Raw genomic sequence first — 19,317 nt, 5'->3', positions numbered from 1 at the left:
TTAATCATAAAAAATAGAAAAATGAGTAGATCTAGTGAAAAATACGTCATTACAAAAGACATGGAATGGGAAGTTCTAGGCGGAGGAGTTTCAAGAAAATTCTTAGGGTATGATAATCAAATCATGATGGTAAGAGTAAAATTTGAAACAGGAGCATTAGGAGCTCCACATCAACATTTTCATACGCAAGCTACCTATTGTGTTTCAGGTAAATTTGAATTTGAAATTGACGGCGTAAAACAAATTGTAGAAGGCGGAGATGGCGTGTATATTGAGCCTAATCTATTACATAGTGCTGTTTGTTTGGAAGAGGGAGAGCTAATTGATACTTTTAGTCCTGTAAGAGAAGATTTTTTAAGTGGTGGTGAGGTATCTTATTTTGGAGATAAATCATAAGGAAAAAATCGGCTAGCCATTACTAGGGTTAAATAGCTATTATGAGTACAAGTTGCAAAGATTTCATGGAGTAATAATCTTTGAAATTATCATTAACGACAATTTTTAATTAATAAAATATCGAATTATCAATTTAGCTGACTAAAAATTCCACTTATATTTTTTTTTAACAAAGTAATAACATATATTTGGTTATTCAGATTGGTCAACCAATTTGGGTAACCAAATTTTTTTTAACTCAAAACTCAATTTATGAACCAAATAAAAAAAAAGATGCTATTAGAAAAAAGAAAATAAAAAAAGGACAAGCTTAGGGCTCGTCCTCTTATTAGAATCACTTCTTGTCGTAGGGAAGTAACTAAGATTACATTTATTGCTTTACACTAAAATGCTACTACAAAAATAGTATTTTTATAAATAACTTCTTCATTGAAATTATTGTGATTACGTAAAGCAAATACTATAGGAGATTTTATCCTATTGAAGTAGCTCAATAGTACTAACGTAACAAAATCACAAATGAATTTAAAAACTAAACTATTATTAATTGCAATAACATTGCTTAATATTTCGCTTTATGCGCAGGACAGCTACCAACTGAAAGGTGTTGTTTCTGACGCGAATAATGTTCCTATCCCAGGAGTAAGTGTTGTTGTAGCTACCACAACAAGAGGTACTGCTACAGATTTTGATGGTAATTATGAAATAACTGTTAAAAAAGGAGATATAATTAGCTTTTCTTCTATAGGCTATGGGAATAAAAAAGTTACTATATCTAACCAACAAACCGTAAATGTATCTCTAACTGAGGATGCAAGTTTATTAGAGGAAGTTGTTGTGGTAGGGTATGGTACTCAAAAGAAATCTACCATTACAGGTTCTATTTCTAAGGTGACAAATGAAACTTTAGATCAAATAGCTGTTTCAAGAGTTGATGAAGCGCTTATCGGTCAAGTTTCAGGGGTAAATATTCAATCAACAAATGCAGAGGCGGGTGGCGCTCCAACCATTACTATTAGAGGTGTTGGATCTGTAACAGCTGATTCTGGTCCTGCATTAGTTATTGATGGAGTTGTTGTGAGTTCAGATTTTCTTGGAAATCTTGATATGAACGATGTAGAATCTTTTGAAGTTTTAAAAGATGCAGCTTCTGCTGCCATTTATGGTAGTGAAGGTTCTAATGGTGTAATTTTGATTACTACTAAAAGTGGTAAATCAGGAAAAACAAAATTTAGCTATCAAACGTATACAGGTTTTAAGGAAGCACATGGTAGTGATGATTATAGTCAAACTGTTGCTGGCTGGGCTGCAATAGAACAAGCAGCAACTGGTACACTGACTAATGAAACGCAATATGCGCAATTATTAGTTGCTACTACTGGAGTAGATAGAAGTTGGCAAGATGTTTTCTTCGATGGAGGAAACGTTACTAGTCATTCCTTATCAGCGAGAGGTGGTTCTGAAGATACTAAGTTTAGTACCTCTTTAAGATACCTTCATGATGAAGGTGTTGTAATTACAGATGATTACAAATTATTTTCGGCGAATATGAAAGTAGATTCGAAAATTGGTGATAAAGTAAGATTTGGTATTAGGGCGACGCCATCTTATACTAAGCAGAGAACTTTGCCAACGTCAATACATAATCCAATACGTCAATCACCTTGGTTACCTATTTATCATACAGAAGAGTCACTGCAGTTTGTTAATAGAAACTCCCCTACTGATGATTACTATTTTCCAGATGTTCAAGTAGGTGATTATTTTAGAGAAGAACACTTGAGAGAACTGGATGTAAATGGTGATGGAGATGCAAGTAGACCTCGTACTTCTGGTGATTCAAACCCATATGCACAATATGTAGAGAGAGAGCATTTTGAGTATAATACGAAATTATTTGGCTCTACTTATTTAAGCTACGAACTTGCGGATGGCCTTACGGCTAAAACATCATTAGGTGTTACTTTGGAGCAACGAAAAAGAACAAGGTATGACGGCACATTGTACCATGCGAGTGGTGCTAGTAATTCAGCATATTATTTGGCCAACAGATTTAGAACTAGAATCATTTCCGATAATACCTTAGACTATTCTAAGACATTTAATGATGATCATGATTTAAATGTATTAGTTGGTGCTTCCATTCAAAAAAGAAAATCGGAAGAAAGTATTACTACAGGTAGTGGTTTTTCTAATGATTTACTTAAAAACTTTCAAGGTGCTACTTTAGTTGATTTACCTTCGGAAACAAACACGGAGCTAAAAAAGTTAGGATATTTTGCTAGAGTTAATTATTCATATGCGGGTAAATATTTACTTAATGCATCTATTAGACGTGACGGTAGTTCCGTTTTTGGAATAGCATCTAAATGGGGTAATTTTCCTGCGGTATCTATAGGTTGGAATGCTGCTAAAGAAAATTTCTTATTGGATAGTGAGGCGGTAAATACTTTAAAGTTTAGAGCTAGTTACGGACTTACTGGAGCTGAGAATTTTAATGTAGGTGATGATGTTGTAAATGCTTGGCCTTATTTAGCATTATTGCAAAATTCTAATTCAATTGATGAGGGTAGTATTGCTGCTGGTGTTTCTCCACTCAATATTGCGAATGCGTTATTGCAATGGGAAGCTTCGAAAGAATTGACTATTGGACTTGATTACGGATTTCTTCAGAATAGAATATCAGGATCTTTAGATTATTATAAAAGAACAAGTGATGAGTTATTATTAAATAATCCTGTTTCATACATTACTGGTTTCAATAGTGGTATTGTAAATTTAGGTGAAGTACAAAACTCAGGATTTGAACTAGAAGTGAGAACTAGAAATATAACCGGCGAAAAATTCTCTTGGAATTCTACATTCATAGCTTCTACCAATAAAAATGAGTTATTAAGTTTCGGTGATTCTAATAATGCATTAATTGAGGATGATTATGGTAGAAATTCTCAATGGATCAACAGAATAGGTGAGCCAATATCCTCTTTTTGGGGTTATGTGGTAGATGAAGAAGCTTTTGATGAAACTTCTTTTAGAACAACATATGTTGATAATCCTTGGAATCGAATTAACGGTCAATCTGATGATACTATCGTAAAAGATTTAAATGGTGATGGTTTAATTACAGAGGAAGACAAAACAATTTTAGGTAATCCTTATCCAGATTTAGTATATAGTTTTACTAATGAATTTAAGTTAGGTGATTTTGATTTTTCATTTATGGTTCAAGGTAGCTTAGGTGCTCAAGTGAATAATATCGGAGATCAATATTTCTACAATTGGTTTGGAAACAGAACAAGAAGTGGAGGAGAATTAGAAGCGGTTGCTGATGGTCTTGTGTCAGATGTTTCTTTTATTCAAGAAAAAGTTTTAACAAGTGAAGTCATTGCTAGTGCGGATTATTTTTCATTACGTAATGTAAACCTTGGCTATAACTTTCCAAATGATGTAACAGATCAGATAGGTTTAGAGGGCTTAAGGATTTATGCTACGGCTCAAAACTTAATTTATGTAACTGCAGATGATTATCATGGGTTTAACCCTGAACATGTAGATGGTAGTAATCCAAGAGCATATGGTTCTCAGAGAGCGGGTACACCTATATATAAGACGGTAACTTTCGGTGTGAACATTGACTTTTAATAAAAAAAAGAAAAAATTATGAAACATATAAAATATTTAATTGTTGCGCTATCCGTATCCGTATCCGTTTTTGTTTCCTGTGATACTGATGAGTACTTAAACCCATTACCTGATACCGCAGTTGCAGTAGATGGTTTCTTTCAATCAGATGCAGATGTGTTGTCTGGAGTTATTGGAATTTATGATGCCCTTCAAGGGGTGAACAGTAACACAGAATCAAATATTGGTGATGTTAATAGAGGAGTTCAATTTGAGCATCTTTTGACTGAGCACCGTACAGATAATACTAGAAATGCAACGCTAGAGGGTTCTAAGGCTGATTTTCATAGGTATGTAGTTAATGCAAATAATGTAGAATCGGAAGATTATTATGCTTCTATGTATGAAGTTATTTTCAGAGCTAACAATCTTTTAGATTTTATTGAATTTGCAGATGAAAGTAATCAAGAAAAGTATACAGCTGAGGCTAAATTCTTAAGAGCTTATGCATACTTTAAATTAGTTAGAATGTTTGGTGATGTGCCTTTAGTAACTTCGGTTGTAGGGCCTACAGAGAATGAATCTCTTTTTACTAGAATCCCTGAAGCACAAGTTTATGCTCAAATTGTGACTGATTTACAGGAAGCAGTTAATGTCTTAGATAATTCATCTAAGTCAAGAGCATCGAAAGCTGCTGCACAAGGTATTTTGGCAAAAGTATATATGTCACAGCCAAGTCCTGATTATTCTTCTGCACAACAGTTGTGTGAGTCTATAATTAATAGCTCAAATTTCGATTTAGAAAGTAATTTTCATGATGTATTTTATGATGAATTAAATGATGAAATCATTTTTGCTATTCAATACGAAACAGGTAATAGTGCTGAAAGTCAAAGTTTTTCAGCAGAATTTACTTCTTCTACTCGTGCAGGTTCTGAAGATGGTCAAAACATTGTTAATGATAACTTAGTTGCTGATTTTGCACTATATGGAGGAAATAGAACTGCAGAGTCTTATATTACTTTCGGTACTTCAAATGAAGTAATAAAGTTTTTACCAGAAGGTTCAGACATAACAACTACGCCTCCTACGTACGGTATAAGTGCTCGTGATGCGGGTAACGATTATATTGCTTTGCGTTATGCAGATGTGCTGTTAATGCATGTTGAAGCAATTATGGCTGGAGGTGCATCGACCAACAACGCTGCTGCTTTAAGTTCTTTCCAAGCGGTGAGAGATAGAGCAGGTTTACCAACTATTGTTTCTATTATCACTAAAGAAGATCTTTTAATAGAAAGAAGAGTAGAGTTAGCATTTGAAAATCAACGTTGGTTTGATCTACTTAGATTCGGTGTTGCAGATGCTGTATTGAGTGCTCACGCTACTGAAATGGGGTATATCTTTGATGCTAGAAAATTATTATTGCCTATTCCATCCAGAGAAATAAATATAAGCGGAGGTCTTTTAACACAAAACCCTGGATATTAATCTCTAAATACTATTAAACTATGAAAAATAAACTAAATATTTTCCGCAAGACAGTCTTGTTGCTTGCAAGTATAATCGTAACAAGTTCTTTTGTTAGTTGTGTTGGTTCTGATACTTTCAGAGATGAATTGGCAGATACGGGATCTAAAGAAGATACTGTATTTCCAGCGGCAAACTTTGATTATACAGCAGATCAAGAGAATTTCAAATTTATAAACTTCACAGATCTTTCTACTGAAGCAGCTTCTTATGCATGGGACTTTGGAAGTGGAGCCACCTCTACAGAAAGAGATCCTTCTAATGAGTTTGCTGGTGAAGGTACATACCCAGTTACATTAATTGCTAGTGATGGTAATGGCGTATCTTCAACGGTTACTTTAGATGTCGTAGTTGTAGATGAGTTAGTAGCAGCTTTTCAATGTCAAGATTTCTTATGTGATCCTAGAACGCCTTGGGCCGGGGTAGATAGAGGAACTACTAGTTCTTATTCAGCAAGTTCTTCTCCAACACCTCCAGATGACAATGGTGCTGCTAAATTAAGTAGTAGCTCAAACTTTCTTGATCAAAGTATACGTGTAGTTTCAGGAGCTACCTATGAAGTTACATTTTGGTATGTAAGTAAATCTTCTGGTACTTCTGCTGGAGCACTTTTAATTGAAGATACTGATACTGGAGATGACATCCTTAGTCAAGCTATTCCATTATCTGCTAGTGCTTCTAGTTATGAAGAAATTTCATTCAGATTTACAGTAGGTGATGAAACAGAGAACATAAGATTTAATATTGAATATGCAGGTACTGAAGTTAGATTTTCTAAAATTAGTATTGATAGAATATAGTTATTGTTTCCATTAAAATATTAATATAGAAATGCTTAATTAATTTTATAAAAAGTATTTCTATATTAATTAATGGAGTTTTACATTCATTTTTCCCATGTTGATAACATTGGTTTATAGTATTGAGCATCATTAATATTATCAACATCTAGGAGTAAACAAATAAACAAACAAAAAATTATGAATTTATTAAATAAAGGAATAAGTGCTCTGCTAATAACAGGCCTTATGATGTCATGTGATGACGATGAATTTATCACAATTGCTCCAGTAGAATCATCAGGTGGTACAACTACAAGTGTGTTTTCAAGTTTCGAGGTAGAATCGAATGGTGATGGTACTATTGTTACTGTAACACCATTATCTGTTGGAGTTGATTCTTATGAAATTGATTTTGGAGATGGCGGAAGTATTGTAACTGCATTACAAGGCCAATCTGCTTTCTACGATTATCCTAATATTGATGCTTCGGCAGACTATACGATAACTGTAACTACAAAAGCAGATGGTCAGAGTGATATTATCAAAACAGAAGATATTACAGTGAATCATACTGTGCAATCTATAGATAATGCTCCTTCTTCACCAGATGTTAAATTATATAATTTATTAAATATATTTACTGATGCTAGTTCTTTTGGTTCATCTGGGACTGGTGGTAAAGCGGTAGTTTTAGAATCTGGAAACAATTTAATTGAATTTTCTAGACTACATAGTGATACAGGGGTTTTTGCATTAAGTGATGAAGTTGTTGCTGCGGATGCTTTTTATAGCGGTGTAGGATCAAATGATATACATTTTGATGTGTATTCCGAATTTGCAACCGGTATAAATAAATTAAAAATAACGTTGGTTGATAGTACAAATTCTACAAGTCATGTTATTGATAATATTGATTTAACTGATGGTGAGTGGACTAGTCTTGATTTTGACTTATCTACAGATTTCTCATCACCAGTTGTTCAATTTGAAACGATATTATTTGAATTAGGTAGTACAGGTACTGCAAATGATCATGCTACAATTACTGTAGATAATATGTATATGTCAAGAATGATAGGATCAACCATTCTAAATGGTGATTTTGAAGATGGTTCAGATTTCTGGAAATGGTCAACATTTACAGATGGAGACACCAATCCTTTTGGTTCTAGTTCTGATGGTTCTAATTTAAATTATGATGGCACCGATAATGGAGGCAAAACAAAAGGAGCTAAATGGTCTTCAAGTCAATCTGGAGGAGAATTTAGAACTTCTAGTTCTAGATATGCATATCAAGAACTTAATTTAACACCTGGAGCTTCTTATGTTTTAGAGTATCAATATGCTATTAAGAGTGATAGCGGGACTGATCCAGTAGGTGGCAGAAAAGTAGTCGGTTTAATTCTTGACGGTCAATATGATGATGGAGCAGATGCTGTTGATAATCTTGGTGATAATTTAGGGTTTAATGAAGGGTTTGTAGCTCAGGGGAAATTCTCGGATACAACTAATGGTATCGGTACAATTGTTCAAATTCCATTTACAGCTAATTCTAGTGGAGAAGTTGCTATTATGTTTTATGCAGTGACTCCAGCAGATGCATGGATTGATAATGTTAAAGTTATTCAACTACCATAATTATAAAATGAATAATACCCGAAAAGAATTCATAGTTTTTTTGACTATACTACTTATTTCTGTTAACGCTACTTCTCAAGTAATGAAAAGTAGCGTTACAGATTCGGTTATTTTGGTGGAAAAGAAAAAGAAGAAGAAAAAAAGTAAAAAAGTAAGACTTCCAAAAATAGATTTAAGTCATTGGAAAGTAACTTTACCTGTTTTGAATGATTTTGGAAAGCCTTATGAAATAAGTCCTCCTGAAATTAAAGACTTTGCCAGTAATGCAATAGCAAAACCTTATATGTATATAGATTCTACTAAAGGGGCTATCGTTTTTCATGCACTGCCTACGGATTCTAAAACAAACAATACCAAGTATTCAAGAAGTGAGTTAAGAGAGCAAATGGTTCCTGGTGATAACAATACCAATTGGACCTTTGAACAAGGAGCTAGAATGAAAGGAAAATTAGCAATGGAGGAAGTTACCAAAGATGCTGATGGAAAATACCATAGAGTTATCATCATGCAAATTCATGGTAGATTAACCAATGAACAAAAAGAATTAATAGGAGCAAAAGACAATAATGCCCCACCCATTTTAAAAATATATTGGGACAAAGGAAAAATTAGAGTCAAGACTAAAGTATTAAAAAATAAATTTGTTAATAATACAGCAATCTTACTTGATGAAGCTTGGGATGATGATGAAGGATACAATTTTCCAACCGAAGTAGGTTTTAGAAAATTCACTCTTGAAATAAAAGTAGAAAAAGGTAAAATGGTAGTTATTTTAAATAATTCAGAATATGCCGTTTATGAAGGAGTAGATATAAATAGGTGGAATGTTTTTGAAAATTATTTTAAAGCAGGAAATTATTTTCAGAGTAGAGACAAAGATTCTCATGCTAAAGTCAAGTTTTACGAACTAGAAGTATCACATTAAAATCTATTAGCATATAAAAATATATAAGACAGAATTGGAGTTAGTTAATTATAGTGGTTTATGATCTTGATTTTCAGGGTAATAAACTCTTTTTTGAGTATTTAAAATATGTTGATTTTTAATCTAAATAATGTTTTTATACTCGAAATAAATGTTATATTTTTAACAAACCAATCTGGTTAACCAATTTTAGAATTCATTTTATTATTATGAAGTTAGAAATTATTGCCAAAAATGAAAATCAGGATATTCAAAAAGAAATTATAGCTAATATCAGAGAGCTTATAAGTTATAAGAATCTTGAACCTGGTGATAAGCTACCTTCAGAAAGAATGCTTTCAGAAAAATTCGGAGTAAGTCGTAGCAATTTACGAGAAGCTATTCAGAAATTAGAGTTTTATGGTTTACTAAATTCAAAGCCACAAAGTGGAACTTTTATAGCAAATATTGGGGCAATCGCGATGGACGGAATGCTAGAAGATATTCTAAGGTTAGAGGAGCCTGGTTTTAAGTCATTGGTAGAAACTAGAATTTTATTAGAATTAAAAACAGTAAGATTAGCAGCCCTTCGTAGAACAGATGAAGATTTAAAATTGCTAAAAGCAGCTCTTGATGCTTATGAAGCAAAAGTAAAAGATGGGAAGGATGCCGTACAAGAAGATTTATTATTTCATTTAGCCATAGCAAGGGCTAGTGGTAATAGTTCTATGAATACCTTTATGTTAATTATTACCCCTGAAATCATCACCAATTTTGAGAAGTATCATGTATGTAATAGTAATCAATCCTTATTAGGAATAAAAGAACATACAGAAATTTTTGAAGCTATTGAATCTCAGAACCCTCAATTGGCTAAAGAAAAAATGAAAATACATTTTAAAATGCTATATCAGTATTGTTATAATACAGACGATATAAAAATAGATTAAAGACCAATCGCAAATAATTTTAATCAAAGATTAGAATGCGTTAATAGCTATATAATTTTTTTGATAACAGGTGACTTTTAAAAATAATATTTTTATTAGTTAGGTGTTTATTTTTAAATTTTAAAAATAACTTAAATTAACTATCTGATATTTAAGTATTTGAGTAAGTTGTAATAATTAAGGAAGAGATTATGAAAGTAAAAGGATTAAGATGGTGGGTAGTATGTCTCGTGGCTTTGGCTGCGGTTATCAATTACATAGATAGACAAGCTTTTGGAGCGCTTTGGCCTAACATTGCTAAAGACTTATTTCCAGAAATGGGGCCGGATGATACAAAAGTCATATATGCTACCATATCAGCTGTTTTTATCTTGTCTTATGCTGCTGGTCAGACAATATTTGGAAAGATATTCGATTGGATAGGTACTAGAATTGGTTTTGCACTGTCTATAGGTATTTGGTCTATAGCAACAATGATTCATGTTTTCGCAAAAGGCATGATAAGTTTTTCAATTTTTAGATCAATCTTAGGTATTGCAGAAGCTGGTAATTGGCCAGGAGCAGCTAAAGCTAACGCGGAATGGTTCCCTACCAAAGAAAGAGCTTTTGCTCAAGGTATATTTAATTCGGGTGCTGCAATTGGTGGTATTGTAGCTTATCCCGTTATTGGCTTGCTATCTGCTTATTTAGAGTGGAAAGCAATATTTCTTTGTGTTGGTTTATTAGGTTTATTATGGTTGTTGCCTTGGCTTTTCATCGTAAAGTCATCACCAGAAAAACATCCTTGGTTATCAGAAGATGAAAAAAAGTATATTCTCTCTGGTCAAAAAAACCAAGACATAGATGAAGATGGAGACTATGATGATGGTTATAATCCAACCACAGGAAAATTACTTAAACATAAAGAGAGTTGGGGAGTAATCATAGCTTCTGCAGCTATTGATCCTATCTGGTGGTTATTCATCGTTTGGATTCCTATATATCTTAATGAGGTTTTTGGTTTAAATGTTAAAGAAATTGCCTTCTCAGCATGGGTACCTTACGTGGGAGCTATGTTAGGAGCATGGTTTGGAGGACTTTTAGCTCAAAATAGATTGAGTAATGGTTGGTCAGTGGATAAAACACGTAAAATGGTAATTACATTAGGTTGTTTAATTATGATACCTTGTTTCTTCTTATTAAAAGCACCTGGATCTGCAATGAATGCAGTAATTATTATGGCAGTTTTATTATTTGGTTTTCAAACAGCTATAGGAAACGTTCAGACCTTACCTAGTGATATGTTCAGTGGAAAAATAGTTGGGACTTTATCTGGATTTGCAGGTACAGCAGCCAAATTAGGAGCTTTTGGGTTAACGATCTTAATACCTATATTAACAAAAGGAGGGAACTATACATCTGCGTTTTTAATAGGGGGTGCTTTGTCGGCGATAGCACTTATGGCAGTTTGGGTATTGTGCCCTAAAATAGAACCGTTAAAGCCTAAATTAAAAAGATAAAATAGAATAGTTTAAGTGAATTAGTTTTTAAATATAAAAATGAACAAAATGAGTGAGAATAAAGGAATGGTAGCTGTAGTAACAGGTGCAACTGGTGGTATTGGTTTTGAAGTAGCAAAAAGATTAGGTAAAGATGGGTATACTGTTGTTTTAAACGGTATCGAAGATGAAGCAGGAGCGAAAAGAGTTGAAGAACTTAAAGCTGAAGGAATTGAAGCTGAATATTTTGGTTTTGACGTTACAAAAGATGAAGCTGTAACGGAAAACATTACTGCTATCGGAAATAAATATGGTAGAATCGATGTATTGGTAAACAATGCTGGTGGTTTAGGTGGAAGATCTAGATTTGAAGAAATGACAACTGAATTTTACAGATTTGTTATGGCATTAAATCTTGATTCTGTATTTTTTGCTTCAAGAGCAGCAATCCCTTTTCTTAAAAAAGGAAATCACCCTTCTATAATCAACTACACATCAAACGCAGGTTGGACAGCAGGTGGACCTGGAGCAGGTATCTACGGTACTTCTAAAGCAGGTGTTCATGCTATTACTAGAGCTTTAGCTAAAGATTTAGCTGAATACGGAATTAGAGTAAACGCAGTTTCTCCGGGGACTATTGATACACCTTTCCACGCGCAAATTAAAGCAACGAAACCAGAAGTTTTTGCTTCATGGGCAAATAATATTATGTTAGGAAGATTAGGACAACCAGAAGATGTTGCTGGTGTTGTTTCTTTCTTAGCAAGTAAAGATGCCTCTTTTATTACTGCAGAAACTATCCAAATTGGTGGTGGTCAAGCATTAGGAATCTAAATAGCAGATTAATATTAAGTTAATCAGTGCATTTTAAATAATAAAGCTACAAGTTTAGAAATTTAATTTCTTTCTTGTAGCTTTTTTTGTTTAATAGATTTTTGAGGAATCTCTTATAATTAGTTCTGCTTGTAAAATTTGTTTGTCAAGCGTTTGTTTTAAATCTTCAGTATCCACATGTTTTAAAAAAGTTTCTGCAGCTAATTTACCAATTTCCTCACTATGTTGGTTAATACTAGAAAGGGTAGGGGTTAGCATAGCGGTAAATGGTTCATCGCCAAAACCAACTAGAGCAATCTCATTAGGTACCTTGATGTTATTTTCTTGTAGCACTTGTAATGCTCCTAAAGCAGCATAGTCACTGGCAACATATATGGCATCTGGCCTTTCTTTTAAATCTAATAGTTGTTGCATTTTTTTACGACCATCTTCTGTGGTAAGACTACTTTCAATCAACAATTCATCATCTGTAGGTAAATTGTGTTTTTTAATAGCATCGATATAGCCTCTGATTCGGTTATTGAAAATACGCGTATGGCGGTATCCTCCAATATGAGCAATCCTTTTACATCCTTGTTCTATTAGGTGTTCTATAATTATGTGACTACTATCGTAATCATTGATTCCTATATAATCAACGTTCAAATCATTTTCTCCACGGTCAAATAAAATAAGCGGAATACCCTTAGATTTAATTTTTTCGAAGTATTCTAAGTTAGTAGTTTCATTAGCCATAGAAGCTATTATGCCATCTACTTGGGTAAAGAGTAAGGTATCAATATTCCGACACTCTTTTTGATAAGATTCATTAGACTGTGTAATAATAATATTATACCCTTTTTTATTGAGTACTTCTTCAATATTCTGGATAACCGATGAGAAAAAATTGCTATTAGTCCTTGGAACAATAACCCCTACCAAATTACTTTTACCACGGCGTAAAGCGCTTGCCAGGTGATTAGGCTGATAGTTTAAATCTTTCGCTACTTTTCTAACAGCTTCTTTAGTTTTTATACTAATTCTAGAGTCATCGTGTAATGCTTTAGAGACAGCTGCAGTAGAAATACTTAAAGCGTTTGCAATATCTTTTATTGTAGTTTTTTTATTTGCCAACTTTTTCTATATTTGCTTAATCGATTAAACAAATATATTGTAATTAAATTAAGGAATCAAAACTGCTTTGGTAATTAGAGGTTTTGATTTTTATTTGATGAGTTGCTTAATCGATTAACCTATTTGATATTTAACTTAAAACAATACCTAAAAAATGAAAAAAGTTGTAACGTTCGGAGAAATTATGCTTCGTTTAGCTCCAGAAGGATTTTTAAGATTTTCACAAGCAAGTAGTTTTGATGTTGTTTACGGTGGAGGAGAATCTAACGTAGCAGTATCATTAGCAAACTATGGTGTTCCTGTAGATTTCGTAACGCGTTTACCAAAGAATGATATTGGAGAATGCGCAATGATGGAAATGCGTAAGCGCGGTGTTGGCGTTGATAAAATTGTATGGGGTGGCGATCGTTTAGGAATTTATTTCTTAGAAACAGGAGCAGTATCTCGTGGTAGTAAAGTGGTTTATGACCGTGCACATTCTGCAATTTCTGAAATTAAGCCTGGAATGGTAGATTGGAAAGCTGCTTTTAAAGATGTTGCTTGGTTTCATTGGACAGGTATTACACCAGCTATTTCTCAAGGTGCTGCAGATGCATGTTTAGAAGCGGTGAAAATTGCTAGCGAAATGGGAGTTACTATTTCTACAGATCTAAATTATAGAGCAAAATTATGGACCTACTGTGATGATGCTCATAGAGAAAAAGTAATGACTGAACTTACCTCTTATTGTGATGTTGTCTTAGGGAACGAAGAAGATGCAGAAAAGCATTTTGGAATTCACCCAGAAGGTTTAGATGTACATAAGAATGGTCATGAGGTAAAAGCAGAAGCTTTTTTATCTGTATGTAAGCAAATGATGGAGAAATTTCCAAGAGCTAAGAAAGTTATTACAACGTTAAGAGGTTCTATTTCTGCATCCCATAATACATGGGCCGGAGTTTTATATGATGGGAAAAAAATGTATGAAACACGTCAGTACCAAATTACAGATATCGTAGATAGAGTAGGTGGTGGTGATTCTTTTATGGGAGGATTAATTTACGGATTATTAAAATATCCTGAAGACGATCAAAACGCATTAGATTTTGCTGTTGCAGCTTCTTGTTTAAAACATACAATTAAAGGGGATGCTAACTTAGCAACTGTTTCGGAAGTTGAAAAACTAATGGGTGGTGATGCTTCTGGTAGAGTAGCTAGATAATTAATAAACATATAAAAAATGGCTTCTAAATCTATATTAATTATTTGCGGCGGAGGCCCAGCACCTGGTATAAATGCTGTGATAAGCACAGTTGCCAAAATCTTTTTGAAAGATGGCTACCGAGTTCTTGGATTACATGAAGGTTTTAAAGGAATTTTTTCTGAAAACCCTGAAATAAAAGAATTTGATTTTGCACATGCAGATCGTATATTCAGTCGTGGTGGATCAACACTAATAATGAGTAGGTTTAAGCCAAGTGATGAGAAAATCAACACAGAGCTTTTTGCTCAAAATAATGTAAAACTATTAGTCAGTATTGGCGGTGATGACACCGCTTCTACGGCTAATAGAATTACAACATACCTATCTAAGGAAAATATTTCTATAGCCAATATTCATGTACCCAAAACTATAGATAATGATCTTCCCTTACCGGATAGAAATCCTACATTTGGTTTTCATTCTGCTAAAGATGAAGGTGTTAGGATTGGTAATACCACATATGAAGATGCGCGTACGAGTCAGAATTGGTTCGTAATGTCAACCATGGGTAGATCAGCAGGGCATTTAGCTTTTGGTATTGCTGCCAGTTGTCATTTTCCAATGATGGTTATTCCAGAAATGTTTAATAAAACCGAAGTGACTTTTGATAAGGTGGTTCGTTTAATTATTTCATCAATAATCAAACGAAAAATAGAAAACATAAATTATGGGGTAGCACTAATCAGTGAGGGTATTTTTCATATTATGCCAGATTCAGAGCTCCAAAATTGCGGTATTAATTTCACCTATGATGACCACGGACATCCTGAACTTGGTAATGTAAGTAAATCTCATATTTTTAATATGCTGGTTCAACGTAAATTAAAGGAGCTAGGAGTAAATATTAAAAGTAGACCAGTTGAATTAGGGTATGAACTTCGCTGTTGCAGGCCTATTGGGTTTGATTTAACGCTATGTACTTTATTGGGACTAGGAGTTAAAAAACTGTATGATGAAGGAATAAGTGGTTGTATTGTTACGGCAAATTCTAAAGGAGAAATAAGTCCTTTATATTTAAAAGATTTACAAGATAAAGAGGGTAAAATAGCACCTCGTTTAGTAGATATTAATTCTGAATTTGCAAAATTGTGTTTCCAGAATTTACATTATTTAACTGAAAGTGATTTTGATAAAGCAAAACAATACCTTGACAATCCTAAAGATTATTATTTTAATGATATTTTAGAAGATGCATACTAAATTAGCTTTAATGATATCCGTTAAAAAAGTGTAACAACTTTCAGACGGTATTAATTCAGGTATATCTACTAGATGATTTTTTTGAGAATTTAACTAAAAATAGCGCTTAAACCTTGGTTTAAGCGCTCTTTGATTTATTACTATTCACAAGCTTACAGTGGCACGCTAATGCCTAAACTAATATTACGACCAATATTCGTAATGCCATCATATTTTAAGCGTGATAAATGTGATACATAATTTTTGTCCAGTAAATTATTTCCGCTTATTCTTAGATCCATAGGACTATTAAAAATAGTGATAGTACCTCCTAAACCAATACTTAATAGGCTATAACCATCTGTTGTTGTTTCAAAAAGACTTATTTGATCTTGTTCAAATACAGATTTTAAGGTGATAAATGTATATCCACTATTTATACCTCCAGAACGTTTATTAAATTCGCCTCTAAGCGTATTTGTAATACTATTTGCAGGAATTAAAGGAAGATTATCACCATCCTTTAGCTTTCCGCGTACCGTTTGAAAACTGCTTTCAAAATGCAGCCAATCTAAAGGGTGCGGGTGAATATGAATCCCAGCCTCTCCTCCATACAAATTGGCATTTTGTTGGTTGTACGCAAAAACTTGGTTACCTTCTATTTCATCTCCTGTAGGAGCAATAAAAACATAGTCGTTTATTGAATTATAGAATCCGTTGGCATAAATTTCAAAATGTTCATTTTTGTATTCTAGAGCAACATCAGTCTGTATATTTTGCTCATTTTTTAAATTAGCATTTCCTATTTCATACCTATTAGTACCTTCATGAACTCCGTTAGATGTTAATTCTGCTAAGTTAGGAGCTCTAAACCCCGTAGCGAGATTAAGTCTAGCGACAAAGTTAGTGGCAAAGTTTGCTTTGTATCCCAATGCAGCATTAAAACTGCTAAAATCTCTATTTAAAGCAGCAATATAGCCTTCTTCTCCGAGTGTTCCGTTAGCATCGCCTTTAATGGTCCGGTGATCATAGCGCAAGCCGACTTGAATATCATTAAATTCATTAAAATGAAGATGTGAAGTGCCAAAAAAACCAATATCATTGGTGGTCGCATCAGGTACTAAAAGCTCCTCTCCAAAATTACTATTGTTTTGGTGTAAGCCCTGTGCGCCTAGAATAGTTTCTAAGATGCCATATTTAGGGGCATGGTATTGAATATTATAGTTAAAAGTATTTAGATTCATATGTAGCGCAGCGCCCTCTTCATCTTCTTCAAATTCTTTTCTAATATTAGAAGTATACCCCAATGTAACATCAAGGATAGAGGCATTAAATAATAAGCTACTTTTAGAGCTTAAAATATGATTATCTATTGTCTGGTTTGGTTTTATAGGTGTTCTATTTGTGCTTTGTTCGCCTATTTCTTCTGGTATTCCTAGATTAGAATTATTATAATTGTAGCGTACTTCAGTTTTAAAATTCGTGATTTGGTATCCAATTCCAGATTTTATATCATACTCTTTAAACCTAGAATTTGTTACACGTTCATTATTACCAGTTTTGTAATCAGTATGTGAAGTAATTGCTCCACGTAATAAAAAACGGAAGTTATCTGTAGCAGTTTTAACTCCTGCATTTGCGCTAATTCCTTGTGTATTGGTAAAATAATTGAGATTAACATCGCTTTCAGTAGAATTTGGAAATGCAAATTTTTCAGGATTTAAATACAATACACCACCCATAGCATCTGAGCCATAGAGTAGGGAAGCAGGTCCTTTGATGACTTCAACACTTTCAATTCCTGCATCATTTACACCTAAGCCATGTTCATCCCCAAATTGTTGATTCTCTAAACGAATGCCTTGTGTGTAAACTAAGACTCTGTTGGCATTTAAGCCTCTAATTACTGGTTTTCCTATACCAATACCTGTAGAAACACTTTCTACTCCTGGAATAGTAGAAATTCCATCAGCTAATGTAATTGACCCTTTGTTTTTTAAATCTTTTATATTAGCATACTCTACTTTCATTACATTTTCACTCTGTAATTTGTGGAAAGGGGTAGAAATAATAACTTCTTCCATTTCAATAGCACTTTCTTGTAATGTAAAGTCATTAATTATTTGTTTGCCATCTATTAAGATAGCTTTAGATATTGTTTGATATCCTATATAAGAAACAACGATTTTGAAGTTTCCTGAGGGTAAATTTAAAATTTCATAGCTGCCATTTGCAGCTGTAACTGATCCCTTTTCTAATTGAGGAAAATAAATTGAAACTTGTTCTAATGGCAAATTTGTGCCCGCTTCTTTGATGGTGCCTTTAAGTGAGTTTTGTGCATATACAAAACTGTTTAACATTGCTAAGAGCAATGAGAAATATATTTTATTCATAACTAAATATTTAATTTAAATGATTTTTAATTCTTTTAAATGCAGAGTTATGAGTGTATTGGAGGGCCTCTAAGTGAGAAATGAAGTTGTTGAAATTCGCTTAATAGAAAGTAGAATTTGTCATTTACCGTACTATGAAATTTGGATTCAATTAGCGTAAAGCTATAAAGTTCTGGAGTAAAATACGTTGTAATGTGGTATTTCTGAAAGTCACAATCAAATTCAGTTTCATGAAAATGGACTTTAGTTTTTTCATGGCAGGTTTGTTCTTTATGTTCAAAAATGGCATGAGATGTCTTCGCAATATCAGGAATACCTAAAGCTACCAGAAGACAAATTGCAATACAGGAAAGAAAAAGGTTGGTAAAATTATTCCCCATTATCCAAAGGTACTAAAAGTAAAAGCTATAAAATTGTTAAGAAAGATATAAGATTATTTAAAAAGAAACCCTAGTCCTAAACGGCCTAGCATTTTCTTCTCAAAATTCCAGAAAAATTTAAATTGACCAAATAACCAACCAAAGGCTACTAATAATATTTGATAGATAGGAAAAATGATTAAAATACGAACAGTCCAATAGAGTACAGAAAAGTACCAATCATCTGAGAAATTATCTCGTGTAAATCCAATATAATCTAAAAGAGGTCTCGCAATTTTTAGTGCTGATGATCCTGTAACTGAGAAAACAATTAGAATCATGATAATACCAAAGTTAGACTCTATTCCCCAGCGTTCTTTTAATTTTTTCATAGCATTTTTAAATCGCTTGCAAATATAAAATTATATACGGGGATAAAAAGAACCTAAGCGTTGATTATATTTTCTTTGGAAATAAATAAAGTAATTATAAAGTTTATAGTTTACTTCATAACCATAATCTGTAAATGAATTATAGTTAATACTCATTTCATATAAATTAGGATCAAAGCGTTGGGGTTGCTGTACTCTCTGGTTCCATTCAAGGACCCAGATTGCATTTCTGTTCTCTAAATAATTTTGAGAATAATACCCTTCTGATTTGGCAATGCTTTGCAGCCAAAAATTAAATCCAGGCTCAATAATGATAATTTCATAATCACTTTCGTCATCTGCAATAGTAATTGTATCCCCTTTTGTTTGATGAAAAGCTTCATTTTCTTTATCAGAAACGTCATTTAATGTTTTAGTACCTGTACAGCTCAATGCTAATAAAATAATAGCGGCTATAAAAATAGTTAAACGAAATACATTATTTTTCATAGCTTTAAGATACAAAAAA

16 protein-coding genes are annotated in these 19,317 nt (G+C 33.1%); 11 read left to right on the top strand and 5 right to left on the bottom strand.

All coding sequences use genetic code 11. The features are described 5' to 3' along the window. Nucleotides 1-21: 21 nt before the first annotated feature. From CELAL_RS20920 to CELAL_RS20880, 9 genes are all read left to right on the top strand, one after another. The gene (locus tag CELAL_RS20920; protein WP_041558418.1) at nt 22-396 is read left to right on the top strand and encodes a cupin domain-containing protein; all 375 of its coding nucleotides are present in this window, start codon (nt 22-24) and stop codon (nt 394-396) included. A gap of 519 nt (nt 397-915) precedes the next feature. After that, nucleotides 916-4,038, top strand: a complete 3,123-nt coding sequence (locus tag CELAL_RS20915) for a SusC/RagA family TonB-linked outer membrane protein (protein WP_013552909.1) — start codon at nt 916-918, stop codon at nt 4,036-4,038. 18 nt (nt 4,039-4,056) lie between these two features. After that, nucleotides 4,057-5,505, top strand: a complete 1,449-nt coding sequence (locus CELAL_RS20910; protein WP_013552908.1) for a RagB/SusD family nutrient uptake outer membrane protein — start codon at nt 4,057-4,059, stop codon at nt 5,503-5,505. A gap of 20 nt (nt 5,506-5,525) precedes the next feature. Continuing rightward, the gene (locus CELAL_RS21725; protein ID WP_013552907.1) at nt 5,526-6,344 is read left to right on the top strand and encodes a PKD domain-containing protein; all 819 of its coding nucleotides are present in this window, start codon (nt 5,526-5,528) and stop codon (nt 6,342-6,344) included. A 180-nt stretch (nt 6,345-6,524) separates the two neighbouring features. Beyond that, nucleotides 6,525-7,964, top strand: coding sequence for a hypothetical protein (locus CELAL_RS20900; protein WP_013552906.1), 1,440 nt, complete (start codon nt 6,525-6,527; stop codon nt 7,962-7,964). Between the two features lie 7 nt (nt 7,965-7,971). Further along, a complete protein-coding gene (locus tag CELAL_RS20895; RefSeq protein WP_013552905.1) occupies nt 7,972-8,889 on the top strand; it encodes a polysaccharide lyase family 7 protein in 918 nt (305 codons plus the stop codon). Nucleotides 8,890-9,098: 209 nt separating this feature from the next. Further along, a complete protein-coding gene (locus CELAL_RS20890; protein WP_013552904.1) occupies nt 9,099-9,818 on the top strand; it encodes a FadR/GntR family transcriptional regulator in 720 nt (239 codons plus the stop codon). A 191-nt stretch (nt 9,819-10,009) separates the two neighbouring features. Beyond that, nucleotides 10,010-11,317 (top strand): MFS transporter, encoded by a 1,308-nt coding sequence (locus CELAL_RS20885; RefSeq protein ID WP_013552903.1) that lies wholly within the window; start codon nt 10,010-10,012, stop codon nt 11,315-11,317. Nucleotides 11,318-11,365: 48 nt separating this feature from the next. Beyond that, nucleotides 11,366-12,130 (top strand): SDR family NAD(P)-dependent oxidoreductase, encoded by a 765-nt coding sequence (locus tag CELAL_RS20880; protein ID WP_013552902.1) that lies wholly within the window; start codon nt 11,366-11,368, stop codon nt 12,128-12,130. 90 nt (nt 12,131-12,220) lie between these two features. Here the strand turns inward: CELAL_RS20880 and CELAL_RS20875 are convergent, their stop codons facing one another. Beyond that, nucleotides 12,221-13,243: a LacI family DNA-binding transcriptional regulator gene (locus CELAL_RS20875; RefSeq protein WP_013552901.1), complete on the bottom strand. Its 1,023-nt coding sequence runs from the start codon at nt 13,241-13,243 to the stop codon at nt 12,221-12,223. 154 nt (nt 13,244-13,397) lie between these two features. Here CELAL_RS20875 and CELAL_RS20870 point away from each other — a divergent pair, with 154 nt between their 5' ends. Further along, nucleotides 13,398-14,444: a sugar kinase gene (locus CELAL_RS20870; protein ID WP_013552900.1), complete on the top strand. Its 1,047-nt coding sequence runs from the start codon at nt 13,398-13,400 to the stop codon at nt 14,442-14,444. 18 nt (nt 14,445-14,462) lie between these two features. Next, complete coding sequence (locus tag CELAL_RS20865) at nt 14,463-15,686, top strand: 6-phosphofructokinase (protein ID WP_013552899.1); 1,224 nt, start codon at nt 14,463-14,465, stop codon at nt 15,684-15,686. A gap of 152 nt (nt 15,687-15,838) precedes the next feature. Here the strand turns inward: CELAL_RS20865 and CELAL_RS20860 are convergent, their stop codons facing one another. From CELAL_RS20860 to CELAL_RS20845, 4 genes are read right to left on the bottom strand one after another with little or no spacing between them, the layout of a single operon-like run. After that, entirely contained in the window at nt 15,839-18,058 is a 2,220-nt protein-coding gene (locus tag CELAL_RS20860) for a TonB-dependent receptor (protein WP_013552898.1), read from the bottom strand. A 47-nt stretch (nt 18,059-18,105) separates the two neighbouring features. Further along, complete coding sequence (locus CELAL_RS21720) at nt 18,106-18,438, bottom strand: hypothetical protein (RefSeq protein ID WP_013552897.1); 333 nt, start codon at nt 18,436-18,438, stop codon at nt 18,106-18,108. Nucleotides 18,439-18,491: 53 nt separating this feature from the next. Next, a complete protein-coding gene (locus tag CELAL_RS20850; RefSeq protein WP_013552896.1) occupies nt 18,492-18,809 on the bottom strand; it encodes a DUF6787 family protein in 318 nt (105 codons plus the stop codon). Between the two features lie 30 nt (nt 18,810-18,839). Next, a complete protein-coding gene (locus CELAL_RS20845; RefSeq protein WP_013552895.1) occupies nt 18,840-19,298 on the bottom strand; it encodes a DUF6146 family protein in 459 nt (152 codons plus the stop codon). Between the last annotated feature and the right edge of the window lie 19 nt (nt 19,299-19,317).

It is taken from the genome of Cellulophaga algicola DSM 14237, assembly GCF_000186265.1.
Lineage (GTDB): Bacteria > Bacteroidota > Bacteroidia > Flavobacteriales > Flavobacteriaceae > Cellulophaga > Cellulophaga algicola.
Note: the sequence above shows the minus strand (reverse complement) of the source record. Positions and strands in the feature narration are given on the sequence as shown.

Coding starts and splice junctions, on each gene's coding strand:
- CELAL_RS20920 (WP_041558418.1), top strand. CDS start 22: ATGAGTAGATCTAGTGAAAAATACGTCATTACAAAAGACATGGAATGG.
- CELAL_RS20915 (WP_013552909.1), top strand. CDS start 916: ATGAATTTAAAAACTAAACTATTATTAATTGCAATAACATTGCTTAAT.
- CELAL_RS20910 (WP_013552908.1), top strand. CDS start 4,057: ATGAAACATATAAAATATTTAATTGTTGCGCTATCCGTATCCGTATCC.
- CELAL_RS21725 (WP_013552907.1), top strand. CDS start 5,526: ATGAAAAATAAACTAAATATTTTCCGCAAGACAGTCTTGTTGCTTGCA.
- CELAL_RS20900 (WP_013552906.1), top strand. CDS start 6,525: ATGAATTTATTAAATAAAGGAATAAGTGCTCTGCTAATAACAGGCCTT.
- CELAL_RS20895 (WP_013552905.1), top strand. CDS start 7,972: ATGAATAATACCCGAAAAGAATTCATAGTTTTTTTGACTATACTACTT.
- CELAL_RS20890 (WP_013552904.1), top strand. CDS start 9,099: ATGAAGTTAGAAATTATTGCCAAAAATGAAAATCAGGATATTCAAAAA.
- CELAL_RS20885 (WP_013552903.1), top strand. CDS start 10,010: ATGAAAGTAAAAGGATTAAGATGGTGGGTAGTATGTCTCGTGGCTTTG.
- CELAL_RS20880 (WP_013552902.1), top strand. CDS start 11,366: ATGAGTGAGAATAAAGGAATGGTAGCTGTAGTAACAGGTGCAACTGGT.
- CELAL_RS20870 (WP_013552900.1), top strand. CDS start 13,398: ATGAAAAAAGTTGTAACGTTCGGAGAAATTATGCTTCGTTTAGCTCCA.
- CELAL_RS20865 (WP_013552899.1), top strand. CDS start 14,463: ATGGCTTCTAAATCTATATTAATTATTTGCGGCGGAGGCCCAGCACCT.
- CELAL_RS20860 (WP_013552898.1), bottom strand. CDS start 18,058: ATGAATAAAATATATTTCTCATTGCTCTTAGCAATGTTAAACAGTTTT.
- CELAL_RS21720 (WP_013552897.1), bottom strand. CDS start 18,438: ATGGGGAATAATTTTACCAACCTTTTTCTTTCCTGTATTGCAATTTGT.
- CELAL_RS20850 (WP_013552896.1), bottom strand. CDS start 18,809: ATGAAAAAATTAAAAGAACGCTGGGGAATAGAGTCTAACTTTGGTATT.
- CELAL_RS20845 (WP_013552895.1), bottom strand. CDS start 19,298: ATGAAAAATAATGTATTTCGTTTAACTATTTTTATAGCCGCTATTATT.